General features: G+C 62.9%; 17 protein-coding genes. 10 read left to right on the top strand and 7 right to left on the bottom strand.

Annotated elements, in window-relative coordinates; genetic code table 11:
- The first annotated feature begins 27 nt into the window (after window positions 1-27).
- From ACFWEM_RS16085 to ACFWEM_RS16070, 4 genes are all read left to right on the top strand, one after another.
- Complete coding sequence (locus ACFWEM_RS16085; protein ID WP_378534994.1) at window positions 28-789, top strand: LamB/YcsF family protein; 762 nt, start codon at window positions 28-30, stop codon at window positions 787-789.
- Window positions 786-1,400, top strand: a complete 615-nt coding sequence (pxpB, locus tag ACFWEM_RS16080; protein ID WP_378534992.1) for a 5-oxoprolinase subunit PxpB — start codon at window positions 786-788, stop codon at window positions 1,398-1,400. The genes ACFWEM_RS16085 and pxpB overlap by 4 nt, the downstream gene beginning before the upstream one ends.
- A gap of 57 nt (window positions 1,401-1,457) precedes the next feature.
- Entirely contained in the window at window positions 1,458-2,330 is an 873-nt protein-coding gene (locus ACFWEM_RS16075) for a biotin-dependent carboxyltransferase family protein (RefSeq protein WP_378534990.1), read from the top strand.
- Between the two features lie 77 nt (window positions 2,331-2,407).
- Window positions 2,408-3,100: an LpqN/LpqT family lipoprotein gene (locus tag ACFWEM_RS16070; protein WP_378534988.1), complete on the top strand. Its 693-nt coding sequence runs from the start codon at window positions 2,408-2,410 to the stop codon at window positions 3,098-3,100.
- An 88-nt stretch (window positions 3,101-3,188) separates the two neighbouring features.
- Here ACFWEM_RS16070 and ACFWEM_RS16065 read toward each other — a convergent pair whose 3' ends face one another.
- The gene (locus ACFWEM_RS16065; protein WP_378534986.1) at window positions 3,189-3,914 is read right to left on the bottom strand and encodes a hypothetical protein; all 726 of its coding nucleotides are present in this window, start codon (window positions 3,912-3,914) and stop codon (window positions 3,189-3,191) included.
- A 303-nt stretch (window positions 3,915-4,217) separates the two neighbouring features.
- Here ACFWEM_RS16065 and ACFWEM_RS16060 point away from each other — a divergent pair, with 303 nt between their 5' ends.
- Both ACFWEM_RS16060 and ACFWEM_RS16055 read left to right on the top strand, forming a co-directional pair.
- Complete coding sequence (locus ACFWEM_RS16060; RefSeq protein ID WP_378534984.1) at window positions 4,218-4,937, top strand: hypothetical protein; 720 nt, start codon at window positions 4,218-4,220, stop codon at window positions 4,935-4,937.
- 170 nt (window positions 4,938-5,107) lie between these two features.
- The gene (locus ACFWEM_RS16055; RefSeq protein ID WP_378534982.1) at window positions 5,108-5,905 is read left to right on the top strand and encodes a helix-turn-helix domain-containing protein; all 798 of its coding nucleotides are present in this window, start codon (window positions 5,108-5,110) and stop codon (window positions 5,903-5,905) included.
- A gap of 38 nt (window positions 5,906-5,943) precedes the next feature.
- Here the strand turns inward: ACFWEM_RS16055 and ACFWEM_RS16050 are convergent, their stop codons facing one another.
- The gene (locus ACFWEM_RS16050; protein WP_378534980.1) at window positions 5,944-6,933 is read right to left on the bottom strand and encodes an iron-siderophore ABC transporter substrate-binding protein; all 990 of its coding nucleotides are present in this window, start codon (window positions 6,931-6,933) and stop codon (window positions 5,944-5,946) included.
- Between the two features lie 199 nt (window positions 6,934-7,132).
- Here ACFWEM_RS16050 and ACFWEM_RS16045 point away from each other — a divergent pair, with 199 nt between their 5' ends.
- Together ACFWEM_RS16045 and ACFWEM_RS16040 are read left to right on the top strand one after the other, a co-directional pair.
- Complete coding sequence (locus tag ACFWEM_RS16045; protein ID WP_378534978.1) at window positions 7,133-8,758, top strand: ABC transporter transmembrane domain-containing protein; 1,626 nt, start codon at window positions 7,133-7,135, stop codon at window positions 8,756-8,758.
- Window positions 8,755-10,536 (top strand): ABC transporter ATP-binding protein, encoded by a 1,782-nt coding sequence (locus ACFWEM_RS16040; RefSeq protein ID WP_378534975.1) that lies wholly within the window; start codon window positions 8,755-8,757, stop codon window positions 10,534-10,536. The genes ACFWEM_RS16045 and ACFWEM_RS16040 overlap by 4 nt, the downstream gene beginning before the upstream one ends.
- A 34-nt stretch (window positions 10,537-10,570) precedes the next feature.
- Here the strand turns inward: ACFWEM_RS16040 and rlmB are convergent, their stop codons facing one another.
- The 5 genes from rlmB to carD are packed head-to-tail and all read right to left on the bottom strand — an operon-like array spanning window position 10,571 to window position 14,652.
- The gene (rlmB, locus tag ACFWEM_RS16035) at window positions 10,571-11,548 is read right to left on the bottom strand and encodes a 23S rRNA (guanosine(2251)-2'-O)-methyltransferase RlmB (RefSeq protein ID WP_230816683.1); all 978 of its coding nucleotides are present in this window, start codon (window positions 11,546-11,548) and stop codon (window positions 10,571-10,573) included.
- A gap of 2 nt (window positions 11,549-11,550) precedes the next feature.
- Window positions 11,551-12,945, bottom strand: a complete 1,395-nt coding sequence (cysS, locus tag ACFWEM_RS16030) for a cysteine--tRNA ligase (protein WP_095970890.1) — start codon at window positions 12,943-12,945, stop codon at window positions 11,551-11,553.
- Window positions 12,946-12,956: 11 nt separating this feature from the next.
- Window positions 12,957-13,433 carry a 2-C-methyl-D-erythritol 2,4-cyclodiphosphate synthase gene (ispF, locus tag ACFWEM_RS16025; RefSeq protein WP_378534973.1) on the bottom strand — a complete coding sequence of 159 codons (477 nt, stop codon included), beginning with the start codon at window positions 13,431-13,433 and terminating at the stop codon, window positions 12,957-12,959.
- Window positions 13,434-14,141 (bottom strand): 2-C-methyl-D-erythritol 4-phosphate cytidylyltransferase, encoded by a 708-nt coding sequence (gene ispD, locus ACFWEM_RS16020; protein ID WP_378534971.1) that lies wholly within the window; start codon window positions 14,139-14,141, stop codon window positions 13,434-13,436.
- A 22-nt stretch (window positions 14,142-14,163) separates the two neighbouring features.
- Complete coding sequence (gene carD, locus ACFWEM_RS16015; RefSeq protein ID WP_003945666.1) at window positions 14,164-14,652, bottom strand: RNA polymerase-binding transcription factor CarD; 489 nt, start codon at window positions 14,650-14,652, stop codon at window positions 14,164-14,166.
- 265 nt (window positions 14,653-14,917) lie between these two features.
- Between carD and ACFWEM_RS16010 the strand changes: the two genes are divergently transcribed.
- Both ACFWEM_RS16010 and radA read left to right on the top strand, forming a co-directional pair.
- Window positions 14,918-15,553, top strand: a complete 636-nt coding sequence (locus ACFWEM_RS16010; RefSeq protein ID WP_021342814.1) for a copper chaperone PCu(A)C — start codon at window positions 14,918-14,920, stop codon at window positions 15,551-15,553.
- A 98-nt stretch (window positions 15,554-15,651) separates the two neighbouring features.
- Window positions 15,652-17,085, top strand: a complete 1,434-nt coding sequence (gene radA / locus ACFWEM_RS16005) for a DNA repair protein RadA (protein ID WP_276116490.1) — start codon at window positions 15,652-15,654, stop codon at window positions 17,083-17,085.

Here is a 17,085-nt window from a genome sequence, read left to right as displayed (position 1 = left end):
GAGCCCATACCTACCTAGAATCGAGGTATGGGCTACAGCGTTGATCTGAACAGCGACCTCGGCGAGGGCTTCGGAGCCTGGACCCTGGGCGACGACGACGCGATGCTCGAACTCGTCACAAGCGCGAACATCGCCTGTGGATTCCACGCCGGCGACCCGACGACACTGTTGGCGACATGCGAATCCGCAGCCACCCGCGGCGTACGGATCGGCGCGCAGGTGGGGTACCGCGACCTCGCCGGTTTCGGCAGACGTTTCATCGACGTCTCTCCGAAGGACCTGACCGCCGACGTCATTTATCAAATAGGGGCGCTCGACGGTTTGGCTCGTGTCGCCGGATCGCGGGTCACGTACGTCAAACCCCACGGCGCGCTCTACAACGCGATAGTTCATCATCGTCGGCAAGCACGGGCCGTGGTCGCGGCTGTCGTCGCCTACGACAGTTCGCTACCAGTTCTCGGACTGCCGGGTTCGGTGTTTCTGGAAGAGGCTCGCGAGGCCGGACTCGACATCGTCGCCGAGGCTTTTGCCGATCGCGCGTACACGGCAGAAGGCACCCTGGTCCCCCGAACCGAACCAGGTGCGGTGCTGCACGACCCGACGCTGGTTGCAGAACGGGTTCGCCGCATGATCGTCGACGGCGAATTCGACGCAGTCGACGGGAGCACCCTCGAAATCGCCGCAGCCTCGGTGTGTGTGCACGGTGACAGTCCGGCGGCCGTCGACATGGCCGCGGCGATCCGTGCACTCCTCGAATCCTCAGACGTCGAGATCACGCCGTTCAGATGATCACGATCCTGCCCGCCGGTGAATCCGCAGTCCTCATCGAGTATGACGAACTGCTGAACGTGTTGGGCAACTTCAGGGCCCTCGACGCCAGTCGGATCCCCGGGGTGATCGACTTGATTCCTGCGGCGCGAACCATCTTGATCGAGTACGACAACACGATCACCGGGCACCAACTCGTGGAGAAATGGGTGCGCGGTGCCGTACCGATCGAACTGACGGCCGACGAGAGCGGACCTGCCGTCGAGATTCCGGTCAGCTACGACGGCGCCGACCTTGCAGAAGTGGGCAAGCTGACCGGACTCGGGGTCGACGGTGTGATCGACGCTCACGCGTCTGCGACCTGGACCGTCGCGTTCATCGGTTTCGCCCCCGGCTTCGCGTATCTGACCAGCAGCGAGACAAGGCTGGAGGTTCCACGTCGATCGGACCCGCGCAGGCAGGTCCCGGCCGGTGCAGTCGGATTGGCCGGACCGTTCACGGGCGTCTACCCGCGTAGTTCCCCAGGCGGCTGGCAGTTGATCGGAACCACGGAACTGTCGGTGTGGGACACCGAGCGCCGCCCGCCAGCCTTGCTCCTACCCGGCACCACGGTCACCTTTGTCCGTGCGTGAATTTGATGCCCGCATGATTTCGGTGTCTTCACCGCGATGTTGCGGGAGAATGGATTCATGGCCTGGCTAGAGGTAATGCGTACCGGCCCGCTCGCCACAGTTCAAGACCGCGGGCGGACAGGCTACGGCGCCCTCGGGGTCGGCAGATCCGGCGCCGTCGACATGATCTCGCACGACAGCGCGAACAGACTTGTAGGCAACACTTTTCGAGCAGCAACCATCGAAGTCACCACTGGCGGTTTCGCTATGCGAGCCGTCGGATCGATGACGGTGGCAGTGACGGGCGCGCGGGTAGCGCTGACCGTCGACGGACAGCCGGTGCCTGACTACTCGAGCATGCACCTCTACGATGGCAGTATTCTCGAATTAGGTTACAGTACAACTGGTTTGAGAACGTACATCTCCGCACGCGGCGGCATCGACGTCCCGCAGGTACTCGGCAGCAGATCCACCGACACGCTCTCCGGACTCGGGCCGCCGCCGCTCACCGTCGGCGATCACCTCCTCCTCGGGGCCGAGGAAGGGACGTGGCCCACCGAAGAGTTGATTCCACCGCCGGCCCCTCCACTCGGCGCAGTTCCACTCGAGATCACGCTCGGCCCACGAAATTCCTGGTTCACTGCCGCATCCGTTCAGGCGCTCCTTCACACCACCTGGAAAGTCACCGAACACACCAACCGCGTCGGTGTCCGGTTACTGGGCCAAGGGCCTCTGCATCGCTCACGCACGGAGGAACTGCCGAGCGAAGGCGTCGTCGTGGGGTCCATCCAGGTGCCACCAGGCGGAGCGCCCGTCGTGTTTCTCGCCGACCATCCCGTGACCGGCGGATACCCAGTCATCGCCGTCGTCTCCGACGCGGGGATTGCGTCGCTGGCACAGCTGCGGCCCGGCAGCACCATTACCTTCAAGGCCACTACCAGGCCGTCGTAGCGCTGATAGTCTCAGCCGCGCCAGCAACGCTGCCGGCGGCGCTCGGCCGTCACCAGAACCTGAAGGACTGTCACACTATGAGCCCTAAGAGCAGCACACTTGCTCTCGGAATAGCGTCACTGATCACTGCTGCACTCGTCCTGTCCGGATGCAGCAGTTCGGAAAGCGGCGACGCCGTCTCCAGTGATACCAACACCAGCGAGACCACCGCCTCCGAAAGTTCTGCATCCTCGCCGTCTGCCGCTGTCGCGACGCCAACCTTGCGGGACGGAACACCGTTCATCGGTGAGCGGACGACGATCGAAACCGGCGACGACCCCGAAGCGCCGAGCATCAGTGTCAGCCTCCCGCCGAGCTGGACTCACGGCGAGAACATCCCTGCCGGCGTTACGGATGCGTTGTCCAGCAACAGCCGCGAACCCAGCGGCTTCATGCCGAACACCACCGTGACGGTCGAAAACCAAGGCACCGCAACAAAAGACGAGGTTCTTGCCGCCGCGCGTGAAACAATCGCCACTCTCGACGGGTGGACCGAGGTGAAGTACACCGAGATCGACGTCGACGGACAGCGGGGATTCCGCCTCTCCGGAACCTGGACCGCTCCAAATGTGGACGTTCCGCTGTACGCCGTCATGACAGTTGTCGCATACCAAGCCGACGACAACTCGCCGGTCTACTTGGTCAGCTTCGCAAACCAGTTCACCGATACGACAAACATGCAGACGTCCAACCAGGTGGAGGAAATCAATACTTCCATCGAATTCGGCTGAGCACCTGATGGTTTGAATACCTGATCACCGAACAACAGCGGCGGGCCGAGACTTCGACAGTCACGGCCCGCCGTTTCACAACTCTCGACTAGCTCGAGCCGAACAGGCCGCTGAGGGAACCGAGACCACCACTCAACGAGCCGAGTGATCCGCTTCCTCCACCGGTTCCGGGGCCAGTGGGATCAACGGGATCGACGGGATCGACCGGATCGACCGGATCGACGGGATCGACCGGGTCAACCGGATCGACCGCATCCGCGGCGCGGACAGTGATGGACGGTCCCACGTTGGCGAAATTCGCACTCGACTGGAATCCGTTGCCCATCACCGTGGCACCTACCGCCAATCCACTTCCGTACACGGTTCCCGGCGCACACGAAGCAGTGACCGTGTAGCTGGTCTTCATGGTCACCGGTTTGCTTCCGTTGTTGATCCAGCCGGCGCTGGTCACTTGGAGCGTCGTGGCTGTCAGTTCCGGTGTTTCCGTGGTTTCGGTCAGCGTCCCGCCAACGTGAAACTTCGTGACCTTCGCCGAACCCGGGACAAAGGTCAAGCATGCGGCATGAGTCTCGGTGAACCTGCTGATATATCCGTCGATTCCGCTCTTCTTCGACACTGTCGTGTAGGTGATCGTGTCGCCGATCTTCGGGGACGCGTTGTCCACGGTGCGAGTAAATGTGTAGGCACCAGAAGTTGCAGTCTCGGCAGTCGCGACCCCAGCGCTGAAAGTGCTTGCACCCACAGCCAGAGCGATCGCCCCCAGCCCGACGCCGACAGTGGACAGATTCCGATTCCTGGATCCAACCTTCGTCACGAAACATCTCCGCTCTTTAGAGTTCCAGGACAACCGATTTCGTCGATTACTGGAACTTGTTACAACCCGACTCCCGAAGTACGATACAGGCGACCTGGACATTCGCCCAGCTTTTCGTCAAAATTGTCAGCACTCAGTTATCGACAGGCAACCTAGCCGAGAAAAAGCTTCTCAAACCGGACTTTTCCGTAAATTTTGCCCAACTTCTACATGAGCAAGCGTCCGATAGATTTCAATGGTTACCGCGGCGCAACCTTTGAAGAGTCACCACATCGCCGCCGAACCCCTCGAACGGAGAACTTCATGTCACGTTTTTCAATGCGCAAAACACTCACCGGAGTAGCAATCGCTGCGTTGGCCACCAGCGGACTTTTCGTGAGCGCAGGCACCGCAAGCGCTGATGCAGCCCACCCGGCCTCTGCGACCGTCAACTCCTCCAACGTCCGGATCACCAAGAGCATCGTCGGCGACGGCGAAGTTGCACCCGGCGGCAAGGTCACCGTACGCACCGTGATCTCTACGACCGGCCACCCCGAGCGCTACGTCAATCAGTTCGTCGATCGCTACCCCGCCACGTTCAAATACATCCAGGACTCCGCGACGGTCAACGCATGGCATTTGGTCGGTGGCCAGAAGACCGAATCCGTCACGCCGTCTGTCGATACGACCAACCGCACCGTCAACATTCCGAGCACCGGTTGGCTGATTTCCCCCACCGGTAGCAAGACCGTGACGATCGAGGCACAGTACCTCGTCGCCGATGATGCACCGATCGGTTCGTACCAGGAACTCTCCAGCTCGATCGGTATCTCGCTGTTCAGCACCGATCAGAACATCAGCGGCGTCTACGCCAAGATCCGCGCCAAGAACCCCGGTGAGGCAGCCGCTTCGGGCTCGGCAGATCTGGGCTTCGGCTCTTCTGACGGCGAGGGCGGAACCGGTTCGGCCGGCTCCTCCATCCTGGACAACCCGGCCGGCTTCATCTCCGACATCATCAGCGGTGTCCTGGCCAACGGCAGCTGATTTTCCGCTCCACCTGTAAACACTCCGTCGGGGAATGTGTTCGAGGGTGGCATCGAGTCTTCGGACTCGATGCCACCCTCGATCTTTTGTGGCGATCACACTCCGTCGCGCCCGCATCAAAGAACCAAATAGGAAAGCATTACCTAAGTCATCCGCGGTATGATCCAGCGATGAGTTCCACAGGATTTCCGTACTGGGCTGTGCCGGCAGGCCGGTACGTTCCGCTCCCTTTCTCCATGACCACGTCCACCATCGGGCGCGATCAGAAGCGGGCGTGGCGTGAGATCCGCCATCCCGAACACGAACTCCTCTGGGGCGCTTCCGGAGAGATGAGCGCCTACATCGACGACGTTCGTTGGCAGATCCCACCGACGGTCGGCATGTGGATCCCGGCCGGAACTCCACGGCGCATCACGCTCGGCGCATCCACCGAGGCTCGCTTCACGTACTTCCGACCCGAGTCGTTCCCCCACCCGTGGACAAAACCCGCAATCATCGGCATCGACGACGTGGTCAAGACGATGCTCATCCACCTGCACCAGCGAAATATGCCGCCCGAGGCTCGCTTGCGCGCCGAATCAGTAGTCTTCGACACGCTAGCGCCCATCGAGGCGGCCGATGTCGCAGTGCCGATGCCCGCTGATCCCCGGGCCCTCGCCGTCGCACGCCGCTTGATCGCCGACCCCGCCGATCAACGCGGGCTCGCCGATTGGGCCTACGTGGTCGGCGGAAGCCCCCGCACCCTGAGCCGCGTGTTCGCTCAGGGCACGGGGATGTCCTTCACCGAGTGGAGAATTCAAGTTCGCGTCCGCGCTGCGATGTCCTATCTCGCTGCGGGCGTTCCTGTTTCGACGGTCAGCCGCCGTGTCGGATACGAAACCCCCAGCGCCTTCACCAGCGTGTTCCGCAAGGTCACCGGACGGACACCGAAGAACTATTACTCGGATGCGTGCGAATTGTCGGCCTAGCTGGTCAGAATCATCAGCTGGGCAGAAGTATCAGTCGGTCAGAACCCGTTCATCTTCGAGACCAGTTCGGCGAAGGCATATTTCACGCTCAGCGACGTGGGTGAGGCCAGTGCCATGACTCGGGCCAGGCCGAGCTGCTGAATCAGCCTGCCCTCCTTGACCGCCGGCAGGTCGGCAAACAACTTGTCTCCCATCAATCCGGGGAGCCCCTGGCCACTCGCGTCGTTGAGCACGATAACGTCCGCGTCCAGTTCGTTGAACTGTTCGCGCGATGCGGTGACAGAACCCTGCGTGTCGCCGCACAGCCCTGCGCTTCCGGCCGACTGCTTCAGTCCGAGCTGGGTCATCAGGATGACTCGGCCGTCGTCGGCGCAGTAATTGGTGAGGCCGTCGATGTTTCCCGAGAGGAAGGTCAAGGTCTTCCCGTTCAGATTCGGAGAGCCCGCGGCGAGGTCGGCTATGGACTCGTCGGTTTCCTCGATCAGCTCAGCCGCCCGCTTCGGTTGACCGAGCACTGAACCGATGGTCGACAACTGTTCCTGCCACGTGGTCGCCCATGCAGTCTCCTTGAACGGAATCGTGGGTGCGATCTGAGTCAGACGTGCATAGTCGTCTTCGGTGATTCCGGAGACCACCGCGATGATCACGTCCGGCTCCAATGCCAGGATCTGCTCGAACGGCACACCTGACGTGCTGTCGAGCAACGTCGGTTCGGCATCGCCCAACAATTCTTCGTCCCACGGCAGGATTCCGCTCTCCAAGCCTGCCCCACTGAACGACTCCATGGCGACGGGCGTCTTACCCAGTGCAAGGACCGAATCCTGGCTGTTCCAACCGATGGTCACGATCCGCTGAGGTTCGGTCTCGATGGTTGTCGAGCCGTACGCGTGGTCGATGGTGGCCGGCAGCGCACCGGTCTCGGCCAACTGCGTCGTATCCTCCGACGCAGTTGACTCGGTGCTGCTCTGGCAGCCTGCGAGCAGGGCAATCGCGGCCAACGCAGCCACTATTCGGGTAGTGCTTTTCATCTTCTGTCAGCTCTCTTCGCAAACGTACCTGTTTCGACCAGGCAGGTATATCGAGACCTGATCCCGGTAATGGGGTCTCGATGCTCCATCTGTCCGCTGCCGCGTAGCCCTTGGCATCTACGAGCACTTTCCGTACCTCCACCGGCTCTACCGTAGAACTGCACAACGAGTGTTCGGATCTGGGCGAGGAGTTTCACGAGTGTCAGCGCTGCCCGAAACTCGTACCGGTCCGATGGAGATGATCAGAACCGGATCGTTCTCCTCCGGGCGCGGCCCGCGACTGGTTGCAGCCGTCACCGGTCAGGCGTCGTACCAGGTAGCTCAAGCGCTTATTCCGGTGCTGATCGGCACCGTCGTCGATCGGGCAATCGGAAAGTCCGACAGCACAGCACTTCTCGTGTGGCTGGCGGTGCTGTGCGCTCTGTTCGTCGGACTCGCCCTGTCGTGGCGCATCGCAGTTCGCCTGAACACACAGGTCTTCGTCTACGGCGAACACGACCTACGACTGAACGCTGCCAGACGGGTACTCGACGCCAGGGGCATGCAAGCTCAGCGTTCGACGGGTGAAGTCCTCACTATCGCCACTTCGGACGCCTCGCACGTCTCGGGCTTCTCTTGGGTTGTCGCCGAGCAGGGCTCAGCTTTCGCAGGGCTTGCCGCGGCAGTGATTTCGCTTGCCTTCGTATCGTGGCCGCTGGCATTGATCGTCGTCCTCATCACGGCTGCGCAGCTCGTTTTCATCCACAAGATCAGCGGTCCACTGGACGAGCGTGTGTATGCAGAGCAGAAGAAGGCAGCCGAGGCAGGCATGCTCGCAACTGATTTCACGCTCGGACTGCGAGTACTCAAAGGCTTCGGAGCCGAGCCCACTGCTCTCTCCCGATATGTCCATGCCAGCCGGGAGTCGATGAAAGCAGCGATCCGGACGGTCAGGGCAATGTCCAGTCTGACCGCACTCAACTCAGGGGTCTCCGCGTTGGTACTGGCGTCAGTCGCATTGGGTGCCGCGTGGATGGCGCATCAAGGCACGATCACCGTGGGCAACTTCGTCACCGTGGTCGGCCTGAGCAGAGTGATTGCCGGTCCGATGGAAACGCTGGGGTTCTTCGGTGCCGAACTCGCTGCCAAGCGGGGCTCCGCGCGCAGACTGTCCGAACTCCTGGCCGAACCGCACCTGATCGATTCGCTGCTCTCCACGGCCTCGGCCAACTCCGACAGAAGTGAAGACGCCCTGCTGATTTCGGCCGACAACGGAACCGTCGTCTCAGCTCGCCGCGGAGAAGTGGTGGGCGTGCGCGCTGACGATTCCGCTGACCGGCTGGCACGACAACTCGCCTACCAGACCCCGCTCGTCCCCGACTGCTACTTCGTATTCGGCGCCGATGCAACCGAACTCGGTCCGGACGGAGTTCGCGATCAGGTGTTCGTCTCCGCTCATGAAGGAACCGTGTTCACAGGCACCGTCTTCGACAATCTGGCTGCACCGAGCGTCGACTCGTCGGCAATGACGTCATCGGCACTCGACGACGTGTTGACGCATCTGCCCGACGGCCACCTCTCCGAGGTAGGTGAGCAAGGAAAGAAGCTCTCCGGGGGTCAACGCCAACGTCTTCTCCTCGCCCGCGCTCTCCATCAACCCCAGCCGATCCTGGTCCTTCACGAACCCACCACTTCCGTGGATTCTGTCACCGAGCATCGAATTGCACACTCACTGAGAAACTTTCCCGACAAGGCCATTCTGGTGATCACCTCGAGTCCGACCTTGCTCCATTCGTGCGACCGCGTCGTGACGATCGACGACGCGCGGGACGGAGACTCGCTGTGACCGAAACTCTTCCGGATGCATCTGCTGTTCCGGTTGTATCTGCCCTGCCGATCGCGTCGACCAAGCAGACCGTCCGCGCATTGATCGCACTGCTTCGGCCACGCAAGCGAGCACTCGCACTCACGACCGTCGTACTTCTCTCCGCTACGGCCTGCGGCCTGTCCACCCCCGCGCTGCTCGGACTCATGGTCGATGCGGTCACGGAGGGCAAGCCGTTTGTCTCACTTCTACGTATCACCGCGTTCATGCTCGGCGCAGCGGCCGCAGGAGTCGCGCTGACTTGGTGGAGCACACAGCTTCTCGCGAAAGTCGCGCAGAACGTGCTGGCCGATCTTCGTGAGGACGTGTTCGCCGCTACGCTCGCGCAGCCGTCGTCGCTGGTCGAGGATGCCGGAACCGGCGATCTGATTTCCCGGGTCTCGGGTGACGTCGAAGCGGTCAACACCGTCATCGCTCGGGTGCTACCCGCAACGGTATCGGCCCTGTTTATGATTTCGCTGACGCTTGTCGGTGTGGGAGTGATCGATTGGCGCTTCACCCTGGCCATCGTTGCGGTCGCGCCGATCCACTATTTTGCTCTTCGTCATTTCCTCCGACGCTCCGGACCCGTCTACCGACGCTCCCGCGCTGCGCAGGCCAGGCGGGGACAGCAGCTCATCGAAACTCTCGGTGGCGCAGGCACTGTCACTGCCCTACGGAGAACTGACGAGCACATCGGCCGAATCGCCGCGACCTCCGAGCATGCCATCAGCTTCGACATGCAGGCAGTTCGGCTGCGTACCAACTTCTTCGCTCAACTGAACGGCGCCGAACTACTCGGATTGGCCGCCGTCCTGAGCGTCGGCTACTGGCTCGTGACCACGGGATCGGTGTCCATCGGGGCCGCTACCGCCGCCGCGCTCTACTTCCACAGTCTGTTCAGCCCCATCGCGGTATTTCTCTCCAACATCGACGAATTGCAGGATGCTGGTGCCAGCTTGGCTCGCCTGATCGGTGTCACCGCGATGCCCGGGCGTCCTTCGACCATTCCTGCCCCGGCTCGGTCCGACCCCATCGGCGTCGAGGTGGACCGGGTTTCTTACTCGTACAACAACTCCACCCCGGTCATCGATTCGATCTCGATCGCCATCGCACCGGGGGAACGAATCGCCGTCGTCGGAAGCAGCGGCGCCGGAAAGACCACGCTCGCCAAACTGATTGCCGGCATCATTCCCGTCGGAGACGGGCGAATCACCGTCGACGGCATACCGATCGACGACCTCAGTGATGCCGAACTTCGGCACAAAGTCGTCCTGGTCAGCCAGGAAGTTCACGTGTTCGTCGGGACGATCGCCGATGATCTCCGGTTGTGCGCACCCGATTCGGACGATGCGAAGATCGCCGAAGTCGTCGAAACGATGAAAGCTCAATGGATTCACGAGCTTCCGGAAGGGATCGAGACCCGAGTGGGCGCCGGCGGGTACCAGTTGACTGCGGCTCAGGCACAGCACATAGCCCTCGTCCGACTGGCTCTGCTCGATCCACCCGTCGTCATCCTCGACGAGGCCACTGCCGAAGCCGGAACCACCGCAGCAGGTCTGCTCGATCAGGCGGCCGAGCTCGCGGTCAGCGCCAGGACTGCTGTGGTGATAGCGCACCGCCTGAGCCAAGCAGTCCGCGCCGATCGGATACTCGTCATGAGCGGTGGCCGCGTAGTCGAGAGCGGGACACATGACGAACTGATCGGCGCGGACGGTTCCTACGCTGCACTGTGGGAAGCCTGGTCGGTCCGGAGCTAGAACCCCGCCAGGCTCACCTGAAAGCCGTTACAACTCAGCTGCTACGACGCCTGCGGGCGATGTCCGCCAGGACAACTCCGGCGGCAACCGACGCGTTGAGCGACTCGACCGGACCGGCCATCGGAATCGAGAGGATCGCGTCGCAGTTCTCGCGGACGAGACGTGAAAGACCCTTGCCCTCGGAACCGACCACGATCACCACAGGACCGCTGCCGTCGAAATCGTCGAGAGTGGTGTCGCCGCCGGCGTCGAGACCGACGACCTGAACACCCTTCGACGCCCAGTCCTTGAGCGTGCGAGTGAGGTTGGTGGCCCGCGCAATCGGCAGACGAGCGGCAGCGCCGGCGCTGGTACGCCAAGCAACAGCACTCACGCTCGCGCTACGGCGCTCCGGAATCACGACGCCGTGTCCACCGAAAGCTGCGACCGAGCGCACAACGGCACCCAGGTTGCGGGGATCGGTGATGTTGTCCAGCGCGACGAGCAGCGGCGGCTCGGCGTGCTTACGTGCCTCGGACAGAAGATCGTCCGGATGCGCGTAGCGGTACGGCGGAACCTGCAGAGCGATGCCTTGGTGAAGACCGTTGGCGCTGAGGCGATCGAGATCCGAGCGCGGCACCTCGAGGATGGAGATACCGGCGTCGGCAGCCCGCTGAACAGATTCCTTCAGCCGGTCGTCGCTCTCGGTACCGACAGCCACCCACAGCGCCGTCGCCGGAACACCCGCGCGCAGGCACTCCACCACCGGGTTGCGACCGAGCACGGTCTCGGGACCGTCGAGAACCTTGCGGCCCGGACCCGGACGGCCACCGCGGCCCTGGTTCTGCTTCTCGTCGGCCCGGGCGGCGCGCGCTGCACGCTTCGCCGCGGGGTGCTTGGTGCGTGCCTCGGCGGGAGGCGTAGCACCGCGGCCGGCGAGACCACGCTTGTGCTGGCCACCGGAACCGGCAACCTGGCCCTTCTTGGTGCCGCCCTTACGGACTGCGCCGCGCCTGCTCGAGTTTCCAGCCATTGTTACTGCCCTGCCTTAAGGGACCATTCGGGTCCGTCGGGAGTATCGGTTACTTCGATACCCGCCTTGATGAGGCGATCGCGGACCTCGTCCGCCACCGCCCAGTTCTTTTCCGTACGTGCCTGCTGCCGACGATCGAGATCGGCCCGCACCAACACGTCCAAAGCTTCCATTGCCGTCTCGGTGTCGCCACCGGACTGCGTCCAATGCTCGTCGAGTGGGTCGACGCCCAGGATCGCGAGCATGGCCCGCACCTGGCCGGCAGCCACCCGAGCCGCGTCGAGATCACCGGCAGCAAGCGCGGAATTACCCTCGCTCGCCTTGCCGTGGATCTCGGCCAACGCGATCGGCACCGACAAGTCGTTGTCGAGAGCCGCCGCGAAACCTTCGGTCCACGTGCCGAGTTCGACGCCACCTGCGCGCTTGTGTGTGCGCAGGACAAACGACTCGAGCCCCTGGTAGGACTTCGCACTTTCGTCCAATGCCTCGTCGGAGTACTCGAGGTTGGAACGGTAGTGCGCACTACCGAGGTAATACCGAAGTTCTTGCGGGCGAACCTTCTTGAGCACGTTCGGCACCGAGAGAACATTGCCCAACGACTTGGACATCTTCTCGCCACTCATCGTGACCCAACCGTTGTGCAGCCAGTACTGAGCGAAATCGTCGCCGGCGCACTTGGCCTGAGCGATTTCGTTCTCGTGGTGAGGGAAGACGAGATCGCGTCCACCGCAATGGATGTCGAATGCCGCGCCGAGGTAGAATTCCGCCATGGCCGAGCACTCGAGGTGCCAGCCCGGACGGCCTGGTCCCCACGGTGTCGGCCACGAGGGCTCACCGGGCTTGACGGCCTTCCAGAGAGTGAAGTCGCGGGGATCGCGCTTTCCCTCGGCGGCACTCTCGCCCTGATGGACGTCGTCGAGTTTGTGGCCGGACAGTGCGCCGTACTCGGGGTAGCTCTGTACGTCGAAGTAGACGTCACCGCCCGCCGCGTACGCGTGGCCGTTCTCGATCAGGCGTTCCATCATCTCGACCATCTGCGTCACGTGACCGGTGGCCCGCGGCTCGATGGACGGGGGAAGCACACCCAATTGGTCGTAGGCCCACGTGAACGAACGCTCGAACGTCGTCGCCCACTCCCACCAAGGTCGGCCGGCGTCGGCGGCCTTGTTGAGGATCTTGTCGTCGATGTCCGTCACGTTGCGCACGAAGGCAACGTCATTGCCGTGCGCCAACAGCCAGCGTCGCAGCACGTCGAAAGCGACGCCGCTGCGAACGTGTCCGATGTGCGGATCGCCCTGAACTGTCGCCCCACACAGGTACACCGATGCATGTCCGGGGGCCAACGGAACAAAATCCCGAAGGGCCCGCGTACCGGTGTCGTATAGGCGCAGGGTCACGACCAGCGATCTTACCTGTCGTGTTCGGTTGTCATGACCAACGCGGTGGCCATGGCGGCGATCCCCTCGCCGCGACCGGTCAAGCCGAGGCCGTCCGTGGTGGTCGCAGACACCGAAACCGGGGCGCCGAGGATGTCCGAGAGCACCCTCTGTGCCTCGTCGCGTCGCGGCCCGATCTTGGGGCGGTTACCGATGACCTGCACTGTTGCGTTGCCGACGGTGAACTGGTTTTCCTCGAGCAGTCGGCGAACCTCGGCCAACATTCGAGCGCCGCTCACGCCGTCCCATTCGGGCCTGCCGGTGCCGAAAACCGAACCGAGATCACCGAGGCCCGCCGCGGAGAGCAACGCGTCACAGAGCGCGTGGACGGCGACGTCGCCGTCCGAATGCCCTGAGCACCCGTCTGCTTCCTCGAACAGCAACCCCGCCATCCAGCAAGGTCGGCCCACCTCGATGGGGTGGACATCCGTGCCGAGACCGACGCGCATCTAATTTCCGTTCCGTGAGTCCGCACTCAACTCTGTCTCCTCTGTCTCCGAGATCAGGAGCGCCCGTGCAAGGACGAGGTCGAGTGGAGTGGTGATCTTGAAGGCGAGAGCGTCGCCGGGAATCGTCTGGACCGAAACACCGAGACGCTCGACCAGAGCGGCATCGTCGGTCGCGGCGACGCCACCGGCGTCGTACGCACTCCGCAGGACGTCGGTGGAGAAGCCCTGAGGAGTTTGAACCGCACGCAACTCCGAACGAAGAGGCGTACCGGTGACTGCGCCGAGTACGTCGACCGACTTGATCGTGTCGGTAACCGGAAGTACCGGAATGACCGCGGAGCTGCCGGCCTGGAGAGTTTCGACGACACGTGCGATCAGCGCCGGCGGCGTCAATGCCCGCGCGGCGTCGTGCACGAGTACAAAATCCGCGTCACCGGCAGCATTGAGGCCGGCTCGAACCGAATCGGTCCTTTCGGCGCCACCACCGACGACGTCGACGTCCGCTGCGAGACCGAGGTCGGCCACGACGGATTCGACCAGCTCAGGCGGCACAATGACAACAACGCGGTCGATCGCTCCGGATTTCCGGAGTCCATCGACCGCGCGTGCAAGCATGGTGCACCCACCGAGTTCGACGAATGCCTTGGGCAATTTCTCGCCCAAACGCACTCCCCGACCTGCAGCAGGTACCAGGGCTACTACTGCCACTGTCAGCTTTGTTGTATTACCGTCAGGACGCGGCCGCGAGGACCTCGTCGAGAATGGTCTCTGCCTTCTCGGTGTCAGTGCCCTCGGCGAGCGCGAGCTCTCCGACGAGAATCTGACGAGCCTTGGCGAGCATGCGCTTCTCACCAGCGGAAAGTCCACGGTCCTGCTCACGACGCCACAGGTCACGAACAACTTCTGCAACCTTGTTCACGTCACCTGAGGCAAGCTTCTCGAGATTTGCCTTGTATCGACGAGACCAGTTGGTGGGCTCTTCGGTGTGCGGTGCTCGCAGAACCTGGAAAACCTTGTCAAGGCCTTCTTGGCCGACCACGTCACGAACTCCGACGTACTCTGCGTTGTCTGCAGGAACCCGAACTGTGAGATCGCCTTGAGCGACCTTCAGAACCAGGTACTCCTTCTGCTCACCCTTGATGGTGCGGGTTTCGATAGCTTCGATCAGCGCCGCACCGTGATGGGGGTATACGACGGTGTCTCCGACCTTGAAAATCATGTGTCCCGTGCCCCTTTCGATTCCACTAGTTTAACACGTGAAAGAACCGACCACTCATCAACTGTGCAGGTCAGGGGCGTCCTTGCTCGAGCGTAGGGGTTGACAGGGCTTGTTGTACGTGCATTCAACTGGTCTGGAGCACCCCTGTGTAACCGACTGAAAGCCCACGCAGACAACCGTTGTGGCGACCCGACGGCCAGCCTGCGGGACCTTATCTACTACTCTGCCTAGTGGAGTGCGAACCTGACGCCGTGGAGGACAAATCGTGACTGCTATCCGTAAGCCGACTCGTCGAGTCGCTACCGCCATTGCACTGGCTGCAGGCGCAGCCATCGCGCTGTCCGCTTGCGGTTCCGGACAGGTGAGCCAGACCGCCGTCCAGCAGGCCGCCGTGAACGGCAACAGCGCCAACCTCGGTGAGATCGCACTGCGCAACGTGCACATCGCTTACCCCTCGTCCGAGGAATACAGCATCGAGCCGGGCGGCAACGCCGTGCTCGCATTCACCGTCGTGAACGACAGCGCCGAGACCACGGACAAGCTCGTCAGCATCACCACCGATTACGCAGCGCGCGTCATCGCAGGTGAAGAGGTCGGCGGCTTGACGATCAAGCCGCAGACGTCACTGCAGGCCGGTCAGTTGCCCGCCGGCGAGGGCGCCGCAACCGAGGCCGAGACCCAGATCAAGAACAACGAAGAGAACGACGACGCACCCGCTGCGCTCACTCTCGTCGTTCTGCAGGACATCAAGGCAGGCGTTCGCCCGGGCTTGACCGTCCCGATCACGTTCAAGTTCGAGAAGGCCGGTTCGGTCACCGTCGACGTGCCTGTCGATGCCGGCCCGCAGCTCGAGCGCAACGAGTCGGACAAGTCGCCCGACGTTGCAGAAGCTGGGCACTGAGCCCCGAATCACCAAGGCGCACACTGCGCCTCGCAGAACAATTTCAGCATCGCACTGGAGGCGGGGTCCATGTCGGACCCCGCCTCTAGTCTGTCCCGGTGGCCAAAGTGAAATCGAACTACCGATGCTCCGAATGCCAGTCGGTAGTGCCCAAGTGGGTCGGTAGATGTCCGGACTGCGACTCGTGGGGCTCGATGACCGAGGTCGCCGTCGTCGCACCCGTCGCCAGTCGCGCCGGCGCTTCACTCGCGAAAGCGGGGTCAAGCGCCGTACTACCAACGACGCCGGCCACCCCGTTGACACAGATCGACAGCACCTCGACGCAGGCCAAGCCCACCGGAATCGGTGAGCTCGACCGCGTGCTCGGCGGTGGTGTCGTTCCGGGTTCCGTAGTTCTGCTCGCGGGAGAGCCCGGTGTCGGAAAATCGACGCTACTTCTCGAGGTCGTCTACCGCTGGGCGATGCGCAGTGCCGAAGATCGAGCGTTGTACGTCACGGGCGAGGAGTCTGCCGGTCAGGTTCGACTACGAGCAGATCGCACCAACTCGGTCCACGAGCGGATGTACCTGGCAGCAGAATCCGATCTCGCGACAATCCTCGGCCACGTCGAGCAGGTCAAGCCGACCCTGGTCATCGTCGACTCGGTGCAGACAATGCTTGCTGCCGACGTCGACGGCGTCGTCGGCGGCGTGACCCAGGTCAAGGCCGTCACCAGCGCCCTGACCTCCTTGGCCAAGGCAAGTGGCATCCCGGTGCTTCTGATCGGCCACGTCACCAAGGACGGCGCCGTCGCCGGCCCTCGCTCGCTCGAACATCTCGTGGACGTGGTCCTGCACTTCGAAGGTGACAAGCACTCCACCCTGCGCATGGTCCGTGGCGTCAAGAACAGGTTCGGCGCAGCCGACGAAGTGGGATGCTTCGAGCTGAGCGAGCAGGGCATCAACGAGATCAGCGATCCGTCCGGGCTTTTCCTGCATCACCGTGAAGAAGCCGTGGAAGGCACTGCCGTCACCGTGATGATGGACGGCAAGCGTCCTCTGCTCGGTGAAGTTCAGGCCCTCGTCGCCACCACACCCCTGCCGACACCTCGCCGAGCCGTCAGCGGGCTCGACACTGCTCGTGTGGCCATGGTTCTGGCCGTGTTGGAGCGCCGCGTCGGAGTGTCGATCTCGAAGGCCGACGTCTACGCCGCGACCGTCGGCGGTATGCGGATGACCGAGCCGGGTGCCGATCTGGCTCTCGCCATTGCAGTCGCTTCCGCCGTGAAAGCCAAACCCGTCCCCAAGGGGCTCGTCATCCTCGGCGAGGTCGGACTCGCCGGAGAGGTTCGACGAGTTGCCGGCGTGAACCGACGGCTGATCGAAGCTGCCCGATTGGGATTCACCAGCGCCATCGTGCCGGTCGATTCCGGCCCGAACATTCCCGGCATGCGCGTCAACGAAGTGGCGAATCTGGCCGAGGCGCTGGCCTACGCCGGATTGATGGGCGGCAAACAAGCCCCGTCTCGCCCCAAGCTCACACCGGTGAAGTGA

The organism is Rhodococcus sp. NPDC060176 (genome assembly GCF_042728675.1).
GTDB lineage: Bacteria > Actinomycetota > Actinomycetes > Mycobacteriales > Mycobacteriaceae > Rhodococcus_F.
The sequence above is the reverse complement of the archived record's forward strand: the minus strand, read 5'-3'. Positions and strand labels throughout refer to the sequence as shown.

Coding starts and splice junctions, on each gene's coding strand:
- ACFWEM_RS16085 (WP_378534994.1), top strand. CDS start 28: ATGGGCTACAGCGTTGATCTGAACAGCGACCTCGGCGAGGGCTTCGGA.
- pxpB (WP_378534992.1), top strand. CDS start 786: ATGATCACGATCCTGCCCGCCGGTGAATCCGCAGTCCTCATCGAGTAT.
- ACFWEM_RS16075 (WP_378534990.1), top strand. CDS start 1,458: ATGGCCTGGCTAGAGGTAATGCGTACCGGCCCGCTCGCCACAGTTCAA.
- ACFWEM_RS16070 (WP_378534988.1), top strand. CDS start 2,408: ATGAGCCCTAAGAGCAGCACACTTGCTCTCGGAATAGCGTCACTGATC.
- ACFWEM_RS16060 (WP_378534984.1), top strand. CDS start 4,218: ATGTCACGTTTTTCAATGCGCAAAACACTCACCGGAGTAGCAATCGCT.
- ACFWEM_RS16055 (WP_378534982.1), top strand. CDS start 5,108: ATGAGTTCCACAGGATTTCCGTACTGGGCTGTGCCGGCAGGCCGGTAC.
- ACFWEM_RS16050 (WP_378534980.1), bottom strand. CDS start 6,933: ATGAAAAGCACTACCCGAATAGTGGCTGCGTTGGCCGCGATTGCCCTG.
- rlmB (WP_230816683.1), bottom strand. CDS start 11,548: ATGGCTGGAAACTCGAGCAGGCGCGGCGCAGTCCGTAAGGGCGGCACC.
- ispF (WP_378534973.1), bottom strand. CDS start 13,433: ATGCGCGTCGGTCTCGGCACGGATGTCCACCCCATCGAGGTGGGCCGA.
- carD (WP_003945666.1), bottom strand. CDS start 14,652: ATGATTTTCAAGGTCGGAGACACCGTCGTATACCCCCATCACGGTGCG.